The following is an 18,686-nucleotide window of genomic DNA, read 5'->3' on the forward strand; positions in this document are numbered from 1 at the left end:
CACTTCTCCCACCGCCGAAACGAGGTAACGCCCATGGAAGGACTGCTTCCGGATCTCGACGTGATCCGCAAGGACTTCCCGATCCTCGAGCGCACGCTCGCGGGCGGTCAGCCGCTGGTCTACCTCGACAGCGCCAACACCTCGCAGAAGCCGCAGGTCGTCATCGACACGATGGTCGACCACCTCGAGCGCCACAACGCCAACATCGCCCGGGCGATGCACCAGCTCGGTGCCGAGTCGACCGAGGCCTACGAGGCCGCGCGCGACAAGGTGGTGGCGTTCCTCAACGCGCCCTCGCGCAACGAGGTGATCTTCACCAAGAACGCCACCGAGGCGCTCAACCTGCTGGCGCGCACGATCGACCTCGGCCCGGGCGACAACGTCGTCATCACCGAGATGGAGCACCACTCCAACATCGTGTCGTGGCAGCTGGCCTGCGAGCGGTCGGGTGCGGAGCTGCGCTGGTTCGGGCTCACCGACGACGGCCACCTGGACCTGTCGAACGCCGACCAGCTGGTCGACGAGCGCACCAAGGTGGTCGCCTTCACCTGGGTCTCCAACATGCTGGGCACGATCAACCCGGTCACCGACCTCGTCGCCCGGGCTGCCGCCGTCGGCGCCCTGTCCGTGATCGACGCCTCGCAGGCTGCGCCGCAGCTGCCCGTCGACGTGCAGGCGGTCGGCTGCGACTTCCTGGTCTTCACCGGCCACAAGGTCACCGGCCCGACCGGCATCGGCGTCCTGTGGGGGCGCGAGGAGCTGCTCAACCAGCTGCCGCCGTTCCACGGCGGCGGCGAGATGATCGAGACCGTGACCATGGCGCGTTCGACGTACGCCAAGGCGCCGCACCGCTTCGAGGCGGGCACCCCGCCGATCGTCGAGGCCGTCGGTCTCGGCGCGGCGGTCGACTACCTCGGCCACATCGGGCTCGAGGCGATCCACGCGCACGAGCAGGCGATCACGGCCTACGCCCTCGAGGGCCTGCAGTCGGTCCCCGGCCTCACCGTGCTGGGACCGCTCGACGCCGCCCAGCGCGGGGGAGCGGTCTCCTTCGAGCTGGCCGGGGTCCACCCGCACGACATCGCGCAGGTGCTCGACTCGCGCGGCGTCGCGGTCCGGGCCGGCCACCACTGCGCCAAGCCGGCGCACGCCCGCTTCGGCGTGCAGGCCTCCACCCGGATGTCGTCGTACCTCTACACGACACCGGCGGAGATCGACGCGCTGGTCGAGGCGCTCCACCACACCCGTCGCTACTTCAAGGTGGACTGATGCGATGAACACCCCACGAAACCACTCGCTTCGCTCGCGCTTCCGCAGGGACCCCGTATGAGCACCGATCTGGACGCGCTCTACCAGGACATCATCCTGGACCACTACAAGAACCCGCACCACCAGGGCCTTCGTGACCCGTTCGAGTCCGAGGTCCACCACGTCAACCCCACCTGCGGTGACGAGGTCACCCTGCGGGTGCACCTCGCCGACGGCCCCGATGGCCCCGTCGTCCAGGACGTCTCCTACGACGCCGTGGGCTGCTCCATCTCGCAGGCGTCGACGTCGGTGCTGACCGACCTCGTGATCGGCAAGCCGGTCGCCGAGGCGATGGAGATCCACCAGACCTTCCTCGAGCTCATGCAGGGCAAGGGGCAGGTCGAACCCGACGAGGACGTCCTCGAGGACGGCATCGCCTTCGCCGGCGTCGCCAAGTTCCCCGCGCGCGTGAAGTGCGCCCTGCTCTCCTGGATGGCGTGGAAGGACGCGACCGCCCAGGCCCAGACTGAAGGAGAGACCCGATGACCGAGTCCACCCACCAGGCCGACCACCAGACCGACCACCAGGCCGACCACAGCGACCTGCCCGACGTGCCCGAGGCCGGCCAGCTCGGCGGCACCTCGACGGTCACCGTCGAGGACGTCACCGAGGCCATGAAGGACGTCGTGGACCCCGAGCTGGGGATCAACGTGGTCGACCTCGGCCTCGTCTACGGCGTGCACCTCGACGAGCACAGCAACGCCGTCCTCGACATGACGCTCACCTCGGCGGCCTGCCCGCTGACCGACGTGATCACCGACCAGACCGAGTCCGCGCTCGAGGGCCTCGTCGGCGACGTCGCGATCAACTGGGTCTGGATGCCGCCGTGGGGTCCGGACAAGATCACCGACGACGGCCGCGAGCAGCTGCGCGCCCTGGGCTTCAACGTCTGAGCCTCGCGGACGGCGAAGCCGGACGCGAACGCGAAGAGGTTGAGCGAGCCCCACGAGCGAGCTCGCGAGCTCGTGACGGGCGGGTCGAAACCCCTCGTGGAGGACAGGCCCTCGGAGAAAACCCGTGGCGGCGCGGTGGCGCCGAGCGCACACTCCATGCGTGCTGAACCCCCACCCCACGCGCTACGCCGAGCTCAACGGCGTGCTGCACGACCTCGTCACCGGCGCACAGGCGGCGCTGGGCGAGTCGTTCGTCGGCGCCTACCTGCAGGGGTCGTTCGCACTCGGGGCGGGTGACCTGCACAGCGACTGCGACTTCATCGTCGTGGTCCGCGACCGTCCGGACGCCGAGCAGGAGGCGGCGCTCCGGGCCCTGCACCGCGACCTGCCGCACCGCGACGGCTTCTGGAACCGTCACCTCGAGGGGTCCTACGCCGTCCTCGACGACCTGCGCACGACCGCCGGGCTGGGGCGGCCGTGGCTCTACGTCGACCACGGGCACGACGACATGAGCTGGTCGGAGCACTGCAACCAGCCGTGGACGCGGTGGATCCTGCGCGAGCACGGGGTCACGCTCGTGGGTCCGTGCCCGGTGCGGCTGATGGACCCGGTGCCCGACGACGTGCTCCGCGACCACGCCCGGGCGTCCCTCACGACGCTCACCCGCGACGTGCTCGCCTGGTGCCCGCCGACGCTCGCGTGGTGCCAGCGCTACCTCGTCGTGCAGGCCTGTCGCAGCCTCTACACCGTGCGCACCGGTCAGGTGGCCAGCAAGCGCGACTCCCTGCGGTGGGCGATGATGCACGCCGACCCGGCCTGGCGGCCGCTGCTGCAGCAGGTGCTGGCCGACCGCGATCTCGGGTTCGACCCGACCGCCGAGCCACGGCCTGGGTCGATGGCGACGGCGCGGGCGTTCGCGGCCTACGTCGCCGAGGCGGCCTGACCGCTCGTGCGCGCCGTCTAGGCTCGAGCCATGAGTGAGTCCGAGGTCGACCCCAGCGCCGTCGAGGTCAGTGACATCGAGTTCGACCACGAGGAGCTCCGCGTCTTCTGGGACCTGGCCCGGTTCCACGCCAAGCTCAACGCGGCCCCGACCTACTTCGGGCCGACGACGCTGGAGTCCGTGCCGCCGCCGGCGTGGGCCTACGGCGACTCAGCCGCCGAGTCCGACGAGTTCGTCGCGCAGGTGTTGGCCGACGGGCACGGTGCGACCACGGCCGCGTCGGCCGACTACGCCGGCGAGCTCCCGGAGACCGGTGTGCTGTCGATCCTGTGCGACGGCGCGGGCGGACCGCGGGCGCTGGTCGAGGTCACCGACGTCGACGTGTCCGGCGACCAGGTCGTCGAGGCGTTCAAGGTCGTCTACCGGTCCTGACGCCGCGGGCGGTGTGGGAGAGTCCTCGCATGGCCGAGCGGATGACCTACCTCCTCGTCGACGGGGAGAACATCGACGCGACCCTCGGGACCTCGATCCTCGGGCGCCGACCGCGGCCGGAGGAGCGCCCACGCTGGGACCGGTTGCTGGAGTGGGCCGAGCGGGCCTTCGACCAGGACGTGACCGGCCTGTTCTTCCTCGCTGCGAGCACCGAGCTGCCCACCAGCTTCGTGCAGGCGCTGCTCGCGATCGGCTTCAAGCCGATCCCGCTGAGCGGTGAGGGCAAGATCGTCGACATCGCCATCCAGCGCACCGCCGAGGCGCTCGTCCAGCGGGCGGCCGACGTGGTGCTGGTGAGCCACGACGGCGACTTCGTCGAGCAGGTCTCAGCGCTCTGCGACGGCAGCCGCCAGGTGGGCGTCATCGGCTTCACCGAGTTCGTGAACTCACAGTTCCGCAGCCTGCCGGGCCTGCGGATCCTCGACCTCGAGTACGACATCGGCGCCTTCAACACCCCGCTCCCGCGGATCCGGATCATCCCGATCGACGAGTTCGACCCGCTCGACTTCCTCTAGCCGTGCCCGACGTCCTCGTCCCTGTCGCTCGCTGGGAGCGGTGGGTCGACAACTTCGCCGCACGCCACGGCGACGCCACGGTGACCGTGGTCGACGGCCGGGTGCGCGGGGACGCCGCCGACGGCTCCGACTTCACCGCCCGGCTGCCGTTCGGGGCGTCGTACGACGGTCCGCCGGAGGTGGGCGCCTTCGCGTCGGCAGCCCGGGCCCCCGAGCGGTGGGGCGTCCTCCTGGTCCGCAAGGGCGGGTTCGCCGTGGCACGGCTCGCCGGCACGCAGCTCGTCGAGCACAAGATCGGGCAGCGGCACGTGCAGGGACGCACCAAGGCCGGCGGGCAGAGCCAGCAGCGGTTCGCCCGGCGCCGCGACAACCAGGCGCGGCAGGCCTACGAGGCGGCAGCGGACCACGCGGCGCGGATCCTGGACGGCGTACGCCTCGTGGTGACGGGCGGCGACCACGCCGCGGTCGACGCGGTCCTCGACGACCCGCGACTCTCCGCCGTCACGGTGGTGGGCCCGTGGCTGCCGGTGCCCGACCCGCGCCGGGCCGTGCTCGACCGGGCGGTCGCCGACGCGCAGGCGGTGTCGGTGCAGGTCACCAACGCCTGACGTCATGCGAATCACGGGCCGGGACCTGCGATTCCCAAGACGTCCGGGGCCGGAGCGGTCGTAGCGTTGGCTGTGTGAGCAACCCGATCGAGGTCCACGGCCTCGTCAAGACGTTCGGCTCCACGCGTGCCCTTGACGGGCTCGACCTCGTGGTCGGCGCAGGAGAGGTCCACGGCTTCCTCGGCCCCAACGGGTCCGGCAAGTCCACCACGATCAGGGCGCTGCTCGGCCTGCTCCGCACCGACAGCGGCACCGCGACCGTGCACGGGCTGGACCCGTGGGCCGACTCCGTGCAGATCCACCGGCGGTTGGCCTACGTCCCCGGCGACGTGTCGATCTGGCCCAACCTCACCGGGGGTGAGGCGATCGACACCCTGCTGCGGATGCGCGGCCTCGAGCCCGACCGCACCGACCGCGACGCGCTGCTCGAGCGGTTCGACCTCGACCCGACGAAGAAGGCTCGCACCTACTCCAAGGGCAACCGGCAGAAGGTCGCGCTCGTCGCCGCCTTCGCCTCGCAGGTCGAGCTGCTCGTCCTGGACGAGCCGACGTCGGGCCTGGACCCGCTGATGGAGCGCGTCTTCAACGAGTGCCTGCACGAGCACAAGGCGCAGGGCACCACGGTGCTGCTCTCCAGCCACATCCTCAGCGAGGTCGAGCGACTGGCCGACCGGGTGACGATCATCCGGCAGGGCAGGACCGTCGAGACCGGCACCCTCGCGGCCCTGCGGCACCTGCGCCGCAACCACGTCCGCGCGCAGGTCACCGGCACCCTCCCTGCCGACCTGCCCGGCGTCCACGACCTGGAGGTCGTGGACGGGGCGGTGACGTGCGCGGTCGACCCCGACGGGCTGCCCGGCCTGCTCCGGGCGCTCGACGACGCCGGCGTCGAATCGCTGACCTGCACGCCGCCGTCGCTGGAGGAGCTGTTCCTCGATGCCTACCGCAACTGACGCGAACGGAACCGCCGGCCTGTTGCGGCTCAACCTGCGGCGCGACCGGGTGCTGCTCCCGGTCTGGATCTGGCTGCTGATGGCGATGGTGGCCGCCTCGGCCTTCGCGACCGAGGGGCTCTACCTCGACGCCGCCGACCGGGTGGCTGCCGCCCGGCTGATCAACAGCAGCCCTGCCCTCGTCGCCCTCTACGGCCCGATCGTCTCCGAGCAGAGCATCGGCGACCTCGCGATGGGCAAGCTGACCGTCATGTACGCCGTGGCCGTGATGGGCCTCGGCCTGGTGGTCGTCCGCCGTCACACCCGCGTCGAGGAGGAGTCCGGTCGCGCCGAGCTGGTCGGCGCCACCGTCGTCGGCCGGGCCGCACCGCTGCGGGCCGCCCTGGTGGAGGCCGGGGTCGCGGCCGTCGTCATCGGCACGCTCGCGGCAGCCATCGACGTCGCCGCCGGGCTGGACCCGGCGGGGTCCGTCGCCTTCGGTGCGAGCTGGACCGGGGCCGGGCTGGTCGGCGCCGCCACCGGCGCGGTGTGCGCCCAGCTCGCCGCCAGCGCCCGCACGGCAGGCGGACTCGCGCTGGCGACCTTCGCGGTCTGGTACGGCCTCCGCGCGGCGGGCGACATCGGCCCCGACGCGCTCGGCTGGCTGTCGCCGCTCGGCTGGGGCACGCGCCTGCACGCGTGGGACGGGCCACGGTGGTGGGTCCTGGGGCTCTACCTCGGCCTGGCCGTCGTCCTCGTCGTGGCCGCCCACGTCCTGCGCGGTCGGCGCGACCTCGGCAACGGGATGCTCGCCGAGCGGGCCGGCCCGGCTGGAGGCGGGTTCGGGTCCGTCGCGGCACTGGTGTGGCGGCTCAACCGGCTCGCCACCGGGTGGTGGGTGGTCGCCGCGCTCCTGTCCGGGGCGCTCTTCGGCTCCGTCGCGCCGCACCTCGGGTCGCTGTTCGACTCGCCGGCCGCACGCGCCGCGCTGGAGGCGCTGGGCGGTCGTGGGCGGGTGGAGGAGACGATGCTCGCCGCGCTGCTCGCGATCATGGCGGCGATGCTGTCGGCGTACGCCGTGCAGGTCACCGTCAGCGGTGCGCACGAGGAAGCCGACGAGCGCACTGCCGAGGTCCTCGCGGCGACCGGGTCCAGGGTGCGCGTCTTCACCGCCCAGGCCGGGATCGCCATGGCCGGGACCCTGCTCCTGGCCACGGCGTACGGCGTCGGCTCGGCGGTCGGCTACGGCAGCCAGGTGGGCGGGGTGCCGCACGCTCTGGGACGGCTCGTCCCCGCGGCACTCGCGCACGTGCCGGCGATGTGGGTGATGGCGGCGGTCGCGCTGCTGGCGTGGGCGTGGTGGCCCCGCGCCACCTGGGCGGGCTGGGCCGCCCTCGTCTCGTTCGTCACGCTCGGCGAGGTGGGAGAGCTGCTCGAGCTGCCGGGCTGGGTCGTGGGGATCTCACCCTTCCAGCACGTGCCGGCCGTACCGGTGCAAGCGGTGGGGGTCGGCGTCGAGCTCGCGCTCCTGGGCACGACCGCGCTCCTGCTCGCAGCGGGCTGGTGGCGCTACCGCGTGCGCGACATCGGATGACGGCTCCGGGCGTGCTCGGGTCAGAGGTCGAGCTCGGCGAGCCGCTCCTGCCAACGCTGTGTCATGGCCCCCATCTCCTCGGTGACGAAGGCCATGAACGCGCGCGACAGCGCGATCCGGCGGCGCGCCGGGTCGTCCACGGGCATCGCGGCGAGTGCGCGGTCCAGCTCGGCGATCATGGGGGCGTAGACCCGGTCCGCATGGAGGAGGGTGTCGCGCCAGGCGTCGTCGTCGACCACGAACACGTCGCGGCGCGATCCCGGCTCGCGCTCGCGGCGGATCATCCCGACACCGTCGAGGTAGCGCACCGCTCCCGACACAGCGCCGGGAGAGACGTGGAGCTCGGCGCCGATCTCGGCGGCCGTCATCCGTCCGTCGGGGTCGGCGAGGAGCGCCGCGAAGATGCGGGACGGGAGACGAGCGAGCCCCGCGGAGGCCAGCGCCGCGCCCATGCGCGCGACGAAGGTGGCGCGGTAGTCCTCTGTTGACATGCATTCATCCTAGAACATTTGGAAACTTCTGAAAGAAGCGTATCGTCAATCGGGTGAGCAACCCGATCGAGATCCACGGACTGGTCAAGGCGTTCGGCTCCCTCCGGGCCCTCGACGGGCTCGACCTCGAGGTCGAGCCGGGCGAGGTGCACGGCTTCCTGGGACCCAACGGGGCGGGCAAGTCCACCACGGTGCGGGTCCTGCTCGGCCTGTTGCGGGCCAGTGCCGGGTCGGTCCGGCTCCTCGGCGGCGATCCCTGGACGGACGCGGCGGAGCTGCACCGGCGCCTGGCCTACGTGCCCGGAGACGTCACCCTGTGGCCCAACCTCACCGGCGGTGAGGTCATCGACCTGTTGGGGCGCCTCCGCGGCGGGATCGACGAGAGGCGTCGAGCCGACCTCGTCGAACGGTTCGAGCTCGACCCGTCCAAGAAGGGCCGGGCCTACTCCAAGGGCAACCGTCAGAAGGTGGCGCTCGTCGCTGCGCTGTCCAGCGATGTCGAGCTCCTGCTCCTCGACGAGCCGACCAGTGGGCTCGACCCGCTCATGGAGGCGGTCTTCCAGCAGTGCGTCGAGGACTTCCGTGCCCAGGGCGGCACGGTCCTGCTGTCGAGCCACATCCTCGCGGAGGTCGAGCGCCTCTGTGACCGGGTGAGCATCATCCGCGCCGGCAGGTGCGTCGAGTCGGGGACCTTGACCGAGCTGCGCCACCTGACCCGTACGACGGTGCGCGCCGAGACCGTACGTCCCGTCGACGGCCTGGCCCGGCTGGAGGGCGTGCACGACCTCGTCATCGACGGACTCCGCGTGGCCTTCGAGGTGGACACCCCCGCGCTGGCCCCGGCCCTGGCCACGCTCCAGACCGCGGGCCTCGGCACCCTGACCGCGACGCCGCCGACGCTCGAGGAGCTGTTCATGCGCCACTACGGCGACGTCGCGGCCGCGCCCGAGGTGGAGGTGCGGTCGTGACCGGCACCTGGCCGCTGCTGCGCCACTTCCTGCGCCGCGACCGGTGGATGCTGCTCGCCTGGTCGCTGGGCATCACGCTGCTCTACTGGTCGCAGGCGGTGAGCGTGAAGGGTCTCTACGCGACGCAGGCCGAGTTCGACCGCGCCGCGGTCGCGATGCAGTCCAACACGGCGTTCGTCGCGATGGCGGGCCCGGCCCGAGCGCTCAACACGATCGGTGGGCAGGTGACTTGGCAGGCCACGGCGTTCGGTGCGGTCACCGCCGGCCTGATGTCGATGTTCCTGGTCGTGCGGCACACCCGAGCCGAGGAGGAGTCCGGGCGTGACGAGATGCTGCGTGCGTCCGCGGTCGGGCGCGGGGCCACCACTCTCGCGACGGTGCTGGTCGCGCTGGTCGCCAACCTGCTCACGGGTGCCCTGGTCGTGCTCAGCCTGCTCACGGTCCCGTTGGAGGCTGCGGACTCGCTGGCCCTGGGCGTCGGTCTCGCCGCCGTGGGCATGGTCTTCGCAGCGGTGGCGCTGCTGGCGGCGCAGCTGACGTCCGGGCCGCGCGCTGCCTACGGCATCACCGGCGCCGTGATCGGCGCCGCGTACGTGCTGCGCGCCATCGGCGACGTGGGCTCGCCGACGCTGACCTGGATGTCCCCGATCGGGTGGTACCAGGGCATGCACGCCTTCTCGGGCCTGCGCTGGTGGCCGCTGGTACCTCTCGCGCTCGCCGCCGTCGCCGTCGCCGCGGTCGCGGCGGCGATGTTCGGGCGGCGCGACCACGACGCCGGCATCCTCGCGGCGCGGCCCGGCCCGACACGTGCCCGTGCAGCGCTCGGGACGCCCCTCGGGCTGGCGTGGCGGCTGCAGCGCGGAGCGCTGATCGGCTGGACCCTCGGTCTCTTCCTCACCGGCTTGTCCTACGGCTCCCTCGGCAGCGACGTCGGCGACCTACTCGGCGACTCCGCGACCACCCAGGACATGTTCGCGCGGGGCAGCGACGACGTCGTCAAGGGCTTCTACGCCACTGCCATCCTGATGCTCGCGCTGATGTGCAGTGGCTACGCGATCTCGCAGGCGATCCGGCCGCGGCACGACGAGGACCGCGGTGTGGTCGAGGTGCTGCTGGCGACAGGGCTCTCGCGCAGTCGCTGGCTGCTCGCCCAGGTCGTGTTCACCGTGGTCGGGAGCGCGCTGGTCGTGCTGGCGGCGGGGGTCGGGCTCGGCCTCGGCTACGCGCTGTCCACGGGGGACGGCAGTGTCCTGCCCACCTACGTCGTAGCCACCCTGCCCTACCTCGCGCCGGTGCTGGTGCTCAGCGGCCTGGCGCGGCTGTTGTACGGGATCGCACCCCGGCTGGCTTCGCTGTCCTGGGCCGGGCTGGTCTTCGCCGTGGTGGTCATGCTGTTCGGGCAGGTGCTCCAGATCCCGGAGGCAGTGCAGGACCTCTCACCGTTCCACCACCTCGCCCTCGTCCCCGCCGAGGCCTTCCGCTGGCCGCCCCTGCTCGTGCTGGCGGCGATCGCCGTGGCCCTGACCTCGGCCGGCATCGTCAGCTTCACGCGTCGGGACGTCGAGGTGCGCTAGGTTCGCGGCCATGGACGCCTCCGGGTGGCAACCCGAACCGGGCTGGCGACACCTGCCCGGCGCCGGACCGGCCACCGCCGGGGTCTGGTCGGCCACCGTCGGCGGCCGCGAGGTGGTCGTCAAGCGCCTCCGCGTGCCCGACCCGCACGACCCCAGCGGGGTCCTCGTGCCCGGAGACGTGAACTACTGGCGGCGTGCCGCGGACGTGGCCCTCTCCGGCGTGGTGGCCGATGCCCCCGGGCTGCGCGAGGCGCCCGTCGTGCGCGTGGACGAGGACACGGAGGGCATCACCCTCGTGCACGAGCGGGTCGAGCGCCACGACGCACCCGGGCTCTGGATCGCGGCCTGCCTCGGCCGCTTCGCCTCCGCCGACCTGGGCCGGCACCCGTGGCTGGCCCGCGACCAGCTCCGCAGCCGCCTCGGTCTCGTCGAGCGTCGTGGCGGCTGGAGGACCCTGGCCCGCACGCCGATGGCCGACGTGGCCGACCACCTCTGGTCGCACCGCACGGTGTGGCTCGACCGCTGCGACGCGCTGCCGCAGGTCGCGCAGCACGGCGACCCGTCAGCGGCCAACATCCCCGGCCGGGCGGGCGACGGCGCGGTCGCCATCGACTGGGCGCACCTGGGCCGCGGGCCGGTGGGCGCCGACCTCGGCTACCTCTCGCTGGCGACTCGCGAGGACGTCGACCCGCTCGTGGAGGCGTACGTCGCTGCGCTCACGCCGGGGCTCGTGTCGGTCGACGAGGTGCGCACCGGCGCCCGCGTGATGGCCGTCTACACCGCCCTCACGCGCCTGGACTGGGCCCTGGCGCGCGTGGCGGACGGCGACGGCGCCCTGGCGGGCAAGTTCCGCCACCCCAGCGTGGCGCCGTACATCTATGCGATGCAGCGGCAGGTCGGCCAGATCGAGGCACTGCTCGCCTGAGCCGACCAGCCGCTCAGAGCTGGCTGGCCGCGAAGGTGTCGCAGGACTCCACGGTGCCGTCCTTGTAGCCCGTCATGAACCACCGCATCCGCTGCTCCGACGAGCCGTGCGTCCAGCCCTCGGGGTTCACGCCCTGGCCGGACTTCTGCTGGATCCGGTCGTCGCCGACGGCCTTCGCCGAGTCGAGCGCCTCCTGGATGTCGGCGTCGTCGAGCGACTCGAAGATCGCCACGCCGTCGGCGTCGGTCGTGCCGGTGGCGGCCTTGGTCCAGAGGCCGGCGTAGCAGTCGGCCTGCAGCTCGAGGCGTACGGCGTCGGACTCGGGACCCTGCTGGGTGCGGACCTTGCCCATGGTGCCCATCAGGTTCTGGATGTGGTGGCCGTACTCGTGGCCGATCACGTAGGGCTCGACGAAGTCGCCGCCCTGGCCGCCGAGCTGGCCCTCGAGGACGTCCTGGAAGAACGTGGTGTCGAGGTAGATCTTCTGGTCGCTCGGGCAGTAGAAGGGGCCGACCTGCGAGCTGGCCTGGCCGCAGCCGGTGTTGACCGCGCCGCTGAAGGTCATCATCGTCGCGGGCGTGAAGCCGCTGTCGAACTGCGAGGACCAGAAGTTGTAGAGCGAGTTCTCGACCGCGACGCGGGCGCAGTCCTCGTCCTTGTTGGCGTCGGCTCCGGTCTTGCAGTTGTCGTAGCGCTCCGAGTCGTCCATCCGGCTCGTGTCGGTGCCGCCCTGGGACTGGGTGCCCGTGCCCGTGTCGCCCCCGCCGCCGATGCCGCCGCCGAGGCACTGGGTGAGGACCACGAACAGGATGATGATGATGACGCCGCCGATGCCGCCGCCGGCGCGGGTGCCGCCCGGGATGGGGAGTCGCATCGGACCGCCACCACCGCCGCCACCGCCCCCGTCACCGACACGGGACGTGTCGAGCCTGGCCTTGGGGTTGAAGCGCATGGGCGTGTGCCTTTCCGCAGGTGGTGACGGGGAGACGAACCCCGGTGGAGCTTCTGCGCAGGTTAGCGCGTGGGTCCGCCGATGGGGCTCCTGCGCTCACCCCTTCGTAGGATGTCGCTCGAGATGATCACCGCCCAGAAGCTCGAGGTCCGAGCCGGCGCGCGGCTCCTCATGGAGGACGTCACCTTCCGCATCGCCGCAGGCGACAAGGTCGGCCTCGTGGGGCGCAACGGTGCCGGCAAGACGACCCTTACCCGCATCCTCGCCGGCGAGGGCCAGCCCGCGTCCGGGCAGGTGATCCGCAGTGGCGAGGTCGGCTACCTGCCGCAGGACCCGCGCGTCGGCGACCCCGACGTCATCGCCCGCGACCGGATCCTGTCGGCGCGCGGCCTCGACGACGTCGTACGCCGACTGCGTGAGGCCGAGGTCGACATGGCCCACGAGGACCCGAAGGTCCACGAGCGTGGCATGAGGCGCTGGACGCGTGCCGACGCCGAGCTGCACGCCGGTGGCGGCTACGCCGCCGAGTCGGAGGCCGCGCAGATGGCGGCCGCACTCGGCATCGAGGAGCGGATCCTCGCCCAGCCGATCGGCACGCTGTCGGGTGGCCAGCGCCGCCGCGTGGAGCTCGCCCGGATCCTGTTCTCCGGCGCCGAGATCATGCTGCTCGACGAGCCGACCAACCACCTCGACGCCGACTCGATCGTGTGGCTGCGCGACTTCCTCAAGGCCCACCGCGGCGGCTTCGTGGTCATCAGCCACGACAACGCCCTGCTCGAGGCGACGGTCAACAAGGTCTTCCACCTCGACGCCAACCGCGCCGTCATCGACGTCTACAACATGGGCTGGCACAACTACCTCACCCAGCGCGAGGACGACGAGAAGCGCCGCAAGCGCGAGCGCCAGAACGCCGAGAACAAGGCCAAGGTCCTCACCGACCAGGCCAACAAGATGCGCGCCAAGGCCACCAAGGCGCAGGCCGCGCAGTCGATGCTCAAGCGGGCCGAGAAGATGATGGCCGGCATCGAGACCGAGCGGCAGGCCGACAAGGTCGCGCGGATCGCGTTCCCGGAGCCCGCACCGTGCGGCAAGACGCCGCTGATGGGATCCGAGCTGTCGAAGTCCTACGGCTCGCTCGAGGTCTTCACCGCCGTCGACCTGGCGATCGACCGGGGGAGCCGGGTCGTCATCCTCGGCCTCAACGGCGCCGGCAAGACCACCATGCTCCGCATCCTGGCCGGGGTCGACCAGCCCGACACCGGCGAGGTCGTGCCCGGCTACGGGCTCAAGATGGGCTACTACGCACAGGAGCACGAGACGCTCGACGTCAACCGCACCGTGCTGGAGAACATGCACAGCGCCGCCCCCGAGCTGACCGACACCCAGGCCCGGTCGGTGCTGGGCTCGTTCCTCTTCTCCGGCGACGACGCGCACAAGCCGGCGGGCGTGCTCTCCGGCGGCGAGAAGACGCGGCTCGCGCTCGCGATCCTGGTCGTCTCGAGCGCCAACGTGCTGCTCCTCGACGAGCCGACCAACAACCTCGACCCGGCCTCCCGCGAGGAGGTGCTGCACGCGATCCGCAGCTACACCGGCGCGATCATCCTCGTCACCCACGACGAGGGCGCGGTGCGCGCGCTCGACCCCGACCGGGTCCTGCTGCTGCCCGACGGCGACGAGGACCTCTGGTCCGAGGAGTACGCCGACCTGGTCTCCCTCGCCTGAGGTAGCGATCCCTCGGCGGTTTGAGGTGCGAGCGCATCCCTCAGCGGTTTGAGGTGCGAGCGGATCCCTCGGTGGTTGAGGTGCGAGCGGATCCCTCGGTGGTTGAGGTGCGAGCGGACCCCTCGGTGGTTGAGGTGCGAGCGCAGCGAGCCTCGAAACCCCACGTTACTCGTCAGTAGTATTGTCGTCCCCATGACTCCCGAAGACCTGGCCGCCGTCGGCCTCCGCCTCGACGTCGAGGGCCCGATCGCCACGGTGACGCTGGACCGTCCCGCCGTCCGCAACGCGCAGACACCGGCGATGTGGATCGCCCTGGGAGAGATCGGCCGCACCCTGCCCGACGAGGTGCGCGTCGTGGTGGTGACGGGGGAGGGCGACACGTTCTCCGCCGGGCTCGACCGCGCGATGCTCGACCCCTCGACCGCGGGCGAGGAGAGCGTCGTGGGGCTGCTCGCGCTCAGCAACGAGGAGGCGTCGGCGCGCATCGACGCGTTCCAGCAGGGCTTCACCTGGCTGCGCGATCCGCGCTTCGTCTCGATCGCCAAGGTGCGCGGCTACGCCATCGGCGCGGGCTTCCAGCTCGCGTTGTCGTGCGACCTGCGGGTCGTGTCCGAGGACGCGAAGTTCTCGATGAAGGAGTCGGCCCTCGGCCTGGTCCCCGACCTGACCGGCACCAAGCCGCTCGTCGAGCACGTCGGCTACGCCCGAGCGCTCGAGATCTGCGCCACCGCCCGCGTCGTACCCGCCGACGAGGCCGTCCGGATCGGCCTGGCCACCGCCGCCGTCCCCGCGGGCGAGCTCGACGCGGCCGTGGCCGACCTGGCAGCGGCGCTCGTGGCACCGATGCCGGGCGTCGTGCCCGAGACCAAGGCACTGCTCCAAGGCGCGGCGGACCGCGACCTCGACGAGCAGCGCAGGCTCGAGCGCGAGGCGCAGGTACGCCGCTTCCGCGCAGTCGCCGCGGCGTTCGCGGGCTGACCGCCCGACCGGGCGGCGGCCCGCGTGGTCGGGCTGTCGGTGCCGCGAGGAACAATGCCCGGGATGCGGACGTTCACCGGAACGGACGAACGAAGGAGCAGGGATGTCGATGGGGCCGGGCGCAGGTGGCCCACCGTGGCGGTTCCTCCGCAGCGATCGCAGCGTGGTCGAGAACAAGATCGAGCGCCGCACGGTGCGGAGGGTGCTGGGGTTCGCGCGACCGCACCGCCCGCTGATCGCGGGATTCCTGGCGGTGACGGTGGTCGACGCGGCCCTCGTCGTGGTGCCACCGCTGCTGCTCAAGGCGATCATCGACGACGGCGTCCGCACCGGCGACACGTCGCTGGTGGTCTGGCTGGCCGTGCTGGTCGCGGTCGTCGCCGTCGTCGACTCCGCCTTCGGGCTGATCACCGGGTGGCTCTCCAGCCGCATCGGTGAGGGCCTGATCTACGACCTGCGCACGCAGGTCTTCGCGCACGTCCAGCGGCAGTCCCTGGCGTTCTTCACGCGCACCCAGACCGGTGCGCTCGTCAGCCGCCTCAACAACGACGTGATCGGCGCCCAGCGCGCGTTCACCTCGACGCTCCAGGGCACCGTGTCCAACATCATCGCCGCGATCGTCGTCGGGGTGACGATGCTGTTCCTCAGCTGGCCCGTGACGCTGCTCTGCCTCGCCCTCTTCCCGATCCTGCTGATCGCCTCGCGCTGGGTGGGCAACCGGCTGGCCGACCTGTCCCGCCAGCAGATGGACGGCAACGCCGACCTCGGCAACGCGATGACCGAGCGCTTCAACGTCGGCGGCGCGATGCTGCTCAAGCTCTTCGGCCGTCGCGAGTCCGAGGACGTGGCCTACGCCCGCAAGGCCGCCGTCGTGCGCGACCTCGGCGTGCGGATCTCGCTGCTCACCCGGGTCTTCTTCGCGGCCATGACGCTCGTGCCGTCGCTGGCCACGGCGCTGGTCTACGGCATCGGTGGGTGGCTGGCCATCCGCGGCGACCTGTCGGTCGGCACCATCGTCGCGCTGGGCGTGCTGCTCACCCGTCTCCTCGGCCCGCTGCAGGGGCTCTCCAACGTCCGGATCGACGTGATGACCGCGCTGGTGAGCTTCGACCGGGTCTTCGAGGTGCTCGACCTCCCGTCCCTGATCCAGGAGAAGCCCGACGCCGTCGAGCTGCCGGTCACCGCCTCGCGCCTGGAGTTCGACCACGTCGCCTTCACCTACCCCCGGGCCGACCAGATCTCGCTCGCGTCCCTGGAGACCGTGGCCAGGACCGAGTCCCGCGACACCGGGCAGGTGCTCCACGAGGTCACCTTCACCGCCGAGCCGGGGCAGATGGTCGCCCTCGTCGGCCCCTCCGGTGCCGGCAAGACGACGGTCACGCACCTCGTTGCCCGGCTCTACGACGTCGAGTCCGGCGCCGTCCGGGTCGGTGGCCACGACGTCCGCGACGTGACGCTCCAGTCGCTGGAGGACGTCGTCGGCTACGTCACCCAGGACGCCCACATGTTCCACGACACCATCCGGGCCAACTTGCTCTACGCCCGGCCCGGTGCGACCGAGACCGAGGTGTGGGCCGCGCTCGAGGCGGCGCAGATCGCCGGGCTGGTCCGCGCGCTGCCCGACGGCCTCGACACGGTCGTGGGGGACCGGGGCTACCGCCTCAGCGGTGGCGAGCGGCAACGACTGGCCATCGCGCGGCTGCTGCTCAAGGCGCCGGCGATCGTGGTCCTCGACGAGGCCACCGCCCACCTCGACAGCGAGTCCGAGGCGGCCGTCCAGGACGCGCTCGACGCCGCGCTCGAGGGACGTACGTCACTGGTCATCGCGCACCGGCTCTCGACCGTGCGCAACGCCGACCTGATCCTCGTCCTCGACGACGGCCGGGTGGTCCAGCAGGGCACCCACGCCGAGCTGCTCGCCGCCGGTGGCCTCTACGCCACCCTCCACGCGACGCAGTTCCGCGAGGCGCCCGTCCCGGCGCCCAGCTGACGCGGATTTGAGGCCCGTCGTAGGTCGCGGGTCTCGGTACGCCGCGTCGCGACCTCGTTCCTCGGTCGCGGCGCCACTCGACCTCCCTCGCCAGGCCGGGAGCTCCTCCGTCGCTCGCGACTAGGCTCGTGACATGGACCTGCAGCTCACCGACCGCGTCCACATCGTCACCGGAGGGGCCCGCGGGCTCGGCCGCGCGACCGCCGACGTGCTCGTCGCCGAGGGGGCGCGGGTGGTGATCTCGGGCCGCTCGGAGGAGTCGCTGGCCGAGGCGACCGCGTCGCTCAACGAGGCAGCCGGTCGTGAGGCTGCCGTCGCCGTGGTGGCCGACAACTCCGACCGGGACGCCCCGGCCCGGCTGCTCGCGGTGGCGCGGGACACGTGGGGGCGCCTCGACGGTGCCCTGATCAGCGTGGGCGGTCCGCCGAAGGGTGCGGTCTCCGCGATCACCGACGAGCAGTGGAGCGAGGCCTTCGAGTCGGTGTTCCTCGGCGCCGTACGCCTGGCGAGGGAGGTCGGCGCCGCCTTGCCCGCCGGCGGCGCACTGGGCCTGGTGCTCTCGTCGAGCGTGCGCGCCCCGCTGCCGCAGATGGCGATCTCCAACGGTCTGCGGCCCGGTCTGGCCATGGTCGCCAAGACCCTCGCCGACGAGCTGGGACCGCACGGTGTCCGCGTCAACGGCCTGCTGCCCGGCCGGATCGCCACCGAGCGCGTCGCCGAGCTCGACGCGTCGACCGACGACCCCGAAGCGGCCCGGAGGGCCGCCGAGGCGACCATCCCGCTCGGCCGCTACGGCCGGCCCGAGGAGTTCGGCGCGGTGGCCGCGTTCCTGCTCTCGCCGGTGGCGTCATTCCTGACGGGCGTGATGCTCCCGGTCGACGGCGGGCTCCTCCGCGCGCTCTGACTCGTCCTCGGCGCCCGAGTCGAGGCGCTCGCGCCAGGTCTTGCGCCGCACCTTCGGCGCCGCCGGGACCGGGGCCCGCTTCGGCGCGGGTGAGGTCGGCTCAGGCCGTGGGTTCTCCTGGCTGCCCCACGGTCCGCGACCGCCGCGCCACTCGTCGTAGATCAGGTAGAAGAACCCGAAGATGGCCAGGACTCCGAAGAACCACCACTGCAGGCCGTAGAAGAAGTGCGGGCCGTTGTCGAGGTCGGGCATCTCCACCGGCAGCAGGGGGGTGGCGGGCTCGGGGGACTCCGAGCGCAGGTCGACCCAGCCGCCGAGCACCTCGCGACCGAGCGCGTCGCCGATCCGCTCGCTGTTCACGGCGCGGGTCGAGAGGTCGGAGACCTCGGTGCTGCTGCCCTCGGCGTCCTGGCGTACCCACCCGGTCACCGTCACCTCGCCCGCCGGCGGCTCGGGCACGTCCTCCTGGGTCGCGCCGCGGTTGTCGGTGGCGTACCAGCCGCGGTCCACCAGCAGCGTCTGGCCGTCCGTGGTCTCGAGGGGTACGACGACGTCGACGCCCGCCTCGCCGTCGCGGGTGCGGTAGCGCACGATCACGGTGTCCTCGACCGAGTAGGTGCCCACCGCCTCCACGATGCGCCACTCCTCGGAGGCGTCGACGGGCTCGCCGGGCGCCATCACCTCGGCGACGGGATCCGCGCCGGCCTTCTCGTTGCGCTCGATGATCGCGTTGCGTTCCTTGCGGTCGTCGAGCCGGTGGAACTGCCACTCACCGAGGCGCCACGCGACCCAGGCCAGGGCGACGACCACGAGTGCGAAGACGATCCAGCGGCGCGAGACCAGGAACCGCAGCTTGCTCACCAGTCGAGGCTATCCGGGACGTCCTGACCCGCTGAC

General features: G+C 72.1%; 19 protein-coding genes. 16 read left to right on the forward strand and 3 right to left on the reverse strand.

The features are described 5' to 3' along the window. Window positions 1–33: 33 nt before the first annotated feature. The 9 genes from ASC64_RS20910 (at window position 34) to ASC64_RS20950 (ending at window position 7,285) form a co-directional block, all read left to right on the forward strand. Window positions 34–1,269 (forward strand): cysteine desulfurase, encoded by a 1,236-nt coding sequence (locus ASC64_RS20910; RefSeq protein ID WP_056909500.1) that lies wholly within the window; start codon window positions 34–36, stop codon window positions 1,267–1,269. 57 nt (window positions 1,270–1,326) lie between these two features. Next, complete coding sequence (gene sufU / locus ASC64_RS20915; protein WP_056909501.1) at window positions 1,327–1,794, forward strand: Fe-S cluster assembly sulfur transfer protein SufU; 468 nt, start codon at window positions 1,327–1,329, stop codon at window positions 1,792–1,794. Beyond that, the gene (locus tag ASC64_RS20920; RefSeq protein ID WP_056909502.1) at window positions 1,791–2,201 is read left to right on the forward strand and encodes a metal-sulfur cluster assembly factor; all 411 of its coding nucleotides are present in this window, start codon (window positions 1,791–1,793) and stop codon (window positions 2,199–2,201) included. Before sufU ends, ASC64_RS20920 begins: the two co-directional genes overlap by 4 nt. A gap of 160 nt (window positions 2,202–2,361) precedes the next feature. After that, window positions 2,362–3,144 carry an aminoglycoside adenylyltransferase domain-containing protein gene (locus tag ASC64_RS20925; RefSeq protein WP_200937939.1) on the forward strand — a complete coding sequence of 261 codons (783 nt, stop codon included), beginning with the start codon at window positions 2,362–2,364 and terminating at the stop codon, window positions 3,142–3,144. 30 nt (window positions 3,145–3,174) lie between these two features. Next, the gene (locus ASC64_RS20930; RefSeq protein WP_056909503.1) at window positions 3,175–3,576 is read left to right on the forward strand and encodes a hypothetical protein; all 402 of its coding nucleotides are present in this window, start codon (window positions 3,175–3,177) and stop codon (window positions 3,574–3,576) included. Between the two features lie 29 nt (window positions 3,577–3,605). Next, a complete protein-coding gene (locus tag ASC64_RS20935; RefSeq protein WP_056909504.1) occupies window positions 3,606–4,151 on the forward strand; it encodes an NYN domain-containing protein in 546 nt (181 codons plus the stop codon). A 2-nt stretch (window positions 4,152–4,153) separates the two neighbouring features. Then, window positions 4,154–4,759 (forward strand): acVLRF1 family peptidyl-tRNA hydrolase, encoded by a 606-nt coding sequence (locus tag ASC64_RS20940; RefSeq protein ID WP_056909505.1) that lies wholly within the window; start codon window positions 4,154–4,156, stop codon window positions 4,757–4,759. A gap of 74 nt (window positions 4,760–4,833) precedes the next feature. Then, a complete protein-coding gene (locus tag ASC64_RS20945; RefSeq protein ID WP_056909506.1) occupies window positions 4,834–5,712 on the forward strand; it encodes an ABC transporter ATP-binding protein in 879 nt (292 codons plus the stop codon). Next, entirely contained in the window at window positions 5,696–7,285 is a 1,590-nt protein-coding gene (locus ASC64_RS20950; RefSeq protein WP_156385332.1) for an ABC transporter permease, read from the forward strand. Before ASC64_RS20945 ends, ASC64_RS20950 begins: the two co-directional genes overlap by 17 nt. A 20-nt stretch (window positions 7,286–7,305) precedes the next feature. On the opposite strand, the gene ASC64_RS20955 is transcribed toward ASC64_RS20950, so the two are convergent. Then, window positions 7,306–7,776: a GbsR/MarR family transcriptional regulator gene (locus ASC64_RS20955; protein ID WP_056909508.1), complete on the reverse strand. Its 471-nt coding sequence runs from the start codon at window positions 7,774–7,776 to the stop codon at window positions 7,306–7,308. 53 nt (window positions 7,777–7,829) lie between these two features. Here ASC64_RS20955 and ASC64_RS20960 point away from each other — a divergent pair, with 53 nt between their 5' ends. The 3 genes from ASC64_RS20960 to ASC64_RS20970 are packed head-to-tail and all read left to right on the forward strand — an operon-like array spanning window position 7,830 to window position 11,243. Next, window positions 7,830–8,744, forward strand: a complete 915-nt coding sequence (locus ASC64_RS20960) for an ABC transporter ATP-binding protein (RefSeq protein ID WP_056909509.1) — start codon at window positions 7,830–7,832, stop codon at window positions 8,742–8,744. Beyond that, on the forward strand, window positions 8,741–10,318 hold the full coding sequence (locus tag ASC64_RS20965; protein WP_056909510.1) for an ABC transporter permease: 1,578 nt from the start codon (window positions 8,741–8,743) through the stop codon (window positions 10,316–10,318). The genes ASC64_RS20960 and ASC64_RS20965 overlap by 4 nt, the downstream gene beginning before the upstream one ends. Before the next feature lie 10 nt (window positions 10,319–10,328). After that, the gene (locus tag ASC64_RS20970) at window positions 10,329–11,243 is read left to right on the forward strand and encodes a phosphotransferase (protein ID WP_056909511.1); all 915 of its coding nucleotides are present in this window, start codon (window positions 10,329–10,331) and stop codon (window positions 11,241–11,243) included. 13 nt (window positions 11,244–11,256) lie between these two features. Here the strand turns inward: ASC64_RS20970 and ypfJ are convergent, their stop codons facing one another. Then, window positions 11,257–12,195: a KPN_02809 family neutral zinc metallopeptidase gene (ypfJ, locus tag ASC64_RS20975; RefSeq protein WP_056909512.1), complete on the reverse strand. Its 939-nt coding sequence runs from the start codon at window positions 12,193–12,195 to the stop codon at window positions 11,257–11,259. 123 nt (window positions 12,196–12,318) lie between these two features. Here ypfJ and ASC64_RS20980 point away from each other — a divergent pair, with 123 nt between their 5' ends. From ASC64_RS20980 to ASC64_RS20995, 4 genes are all read left to right on the forward strand, one after another. After that, window positions 12,319–13,917: an ABC-F family ATP-binding cassette domain-containing protein gene (locus ASC64_RS20980; protein ID WP_056909593.1), complete on the forward strand. Its 1,599-nt coding sequence runs from the start codon at window positions 12,319–12,321 to the stop codon at window positions 13,915–13,917. 192 nt (window positions 13,918–14,109) lie between these two features. Further along, complete coding sequence (locus ASC64_RS20985; RefSeq protein ID WP_056909513.1) at window positions 14,110–14,895, forward strand: enoyl-CoA hydratase/isomerase family protein; 786 nt, start codon at window positions 14,110–14,112, stop codon at window positions 14,893–14,895. A 109-nt stretch (window positions 14,896–15,004) separates the two neighbouring features. Beyond that, on the forward strand, window positions 15,005–16,885 hold the full coding sequence (locus tag ASC64_RS20990) for an ABC transporter ATP-binding protein (RefSeq protein WP_056909594.1): 1,881 nt from the start codon (window positions 15,005–15,007) through the stop codon (window positions 16,883–16,885). Window positions 16,886–17,018: 133 nt separating this feature from the next. Continuing rightward, window positions 17,019–17,789, forward strand: coding sequence for an SDR family oxidoreductase (locus tag ASC64_RS20995; RefSeq protein ID WP_056909514.1), 771 nt, complete (start codon window positions 17,019–17,021; stop codon window positions 17,787–17,789). Here ASC64_RS20995 and ASC64_RS21000 read toward each other — a convergent pair. After that, window positions 17,733–18,650: an SURF1 family cytochrome oxidase biogenesis protein gene (locus ASC64_RS21000; RefSeq protein WP_056909515.1), complete on the reverse strand. Its 918-nt coding sequence runs from the start codon at window positions 18,648–18,650 to the stop codon at window positions 17,733–17,735. The two genes, ASC64_RS20995 and ASC64_RS21000, sit on opposite strands and share 57 nt — an antisense overlap. Window positions 18,651–18,686: the final 36 nt, after the last annotated feature.

The organism is Nocardioides sp. Root122 (genome assembly GCF_001425025.1).
Classification (GTDB): domain Bacteria; phylum Actinomycetota; class Actinomycetes; order Propionibacteriales; family Nocardioidaceae; genus Nocardioides.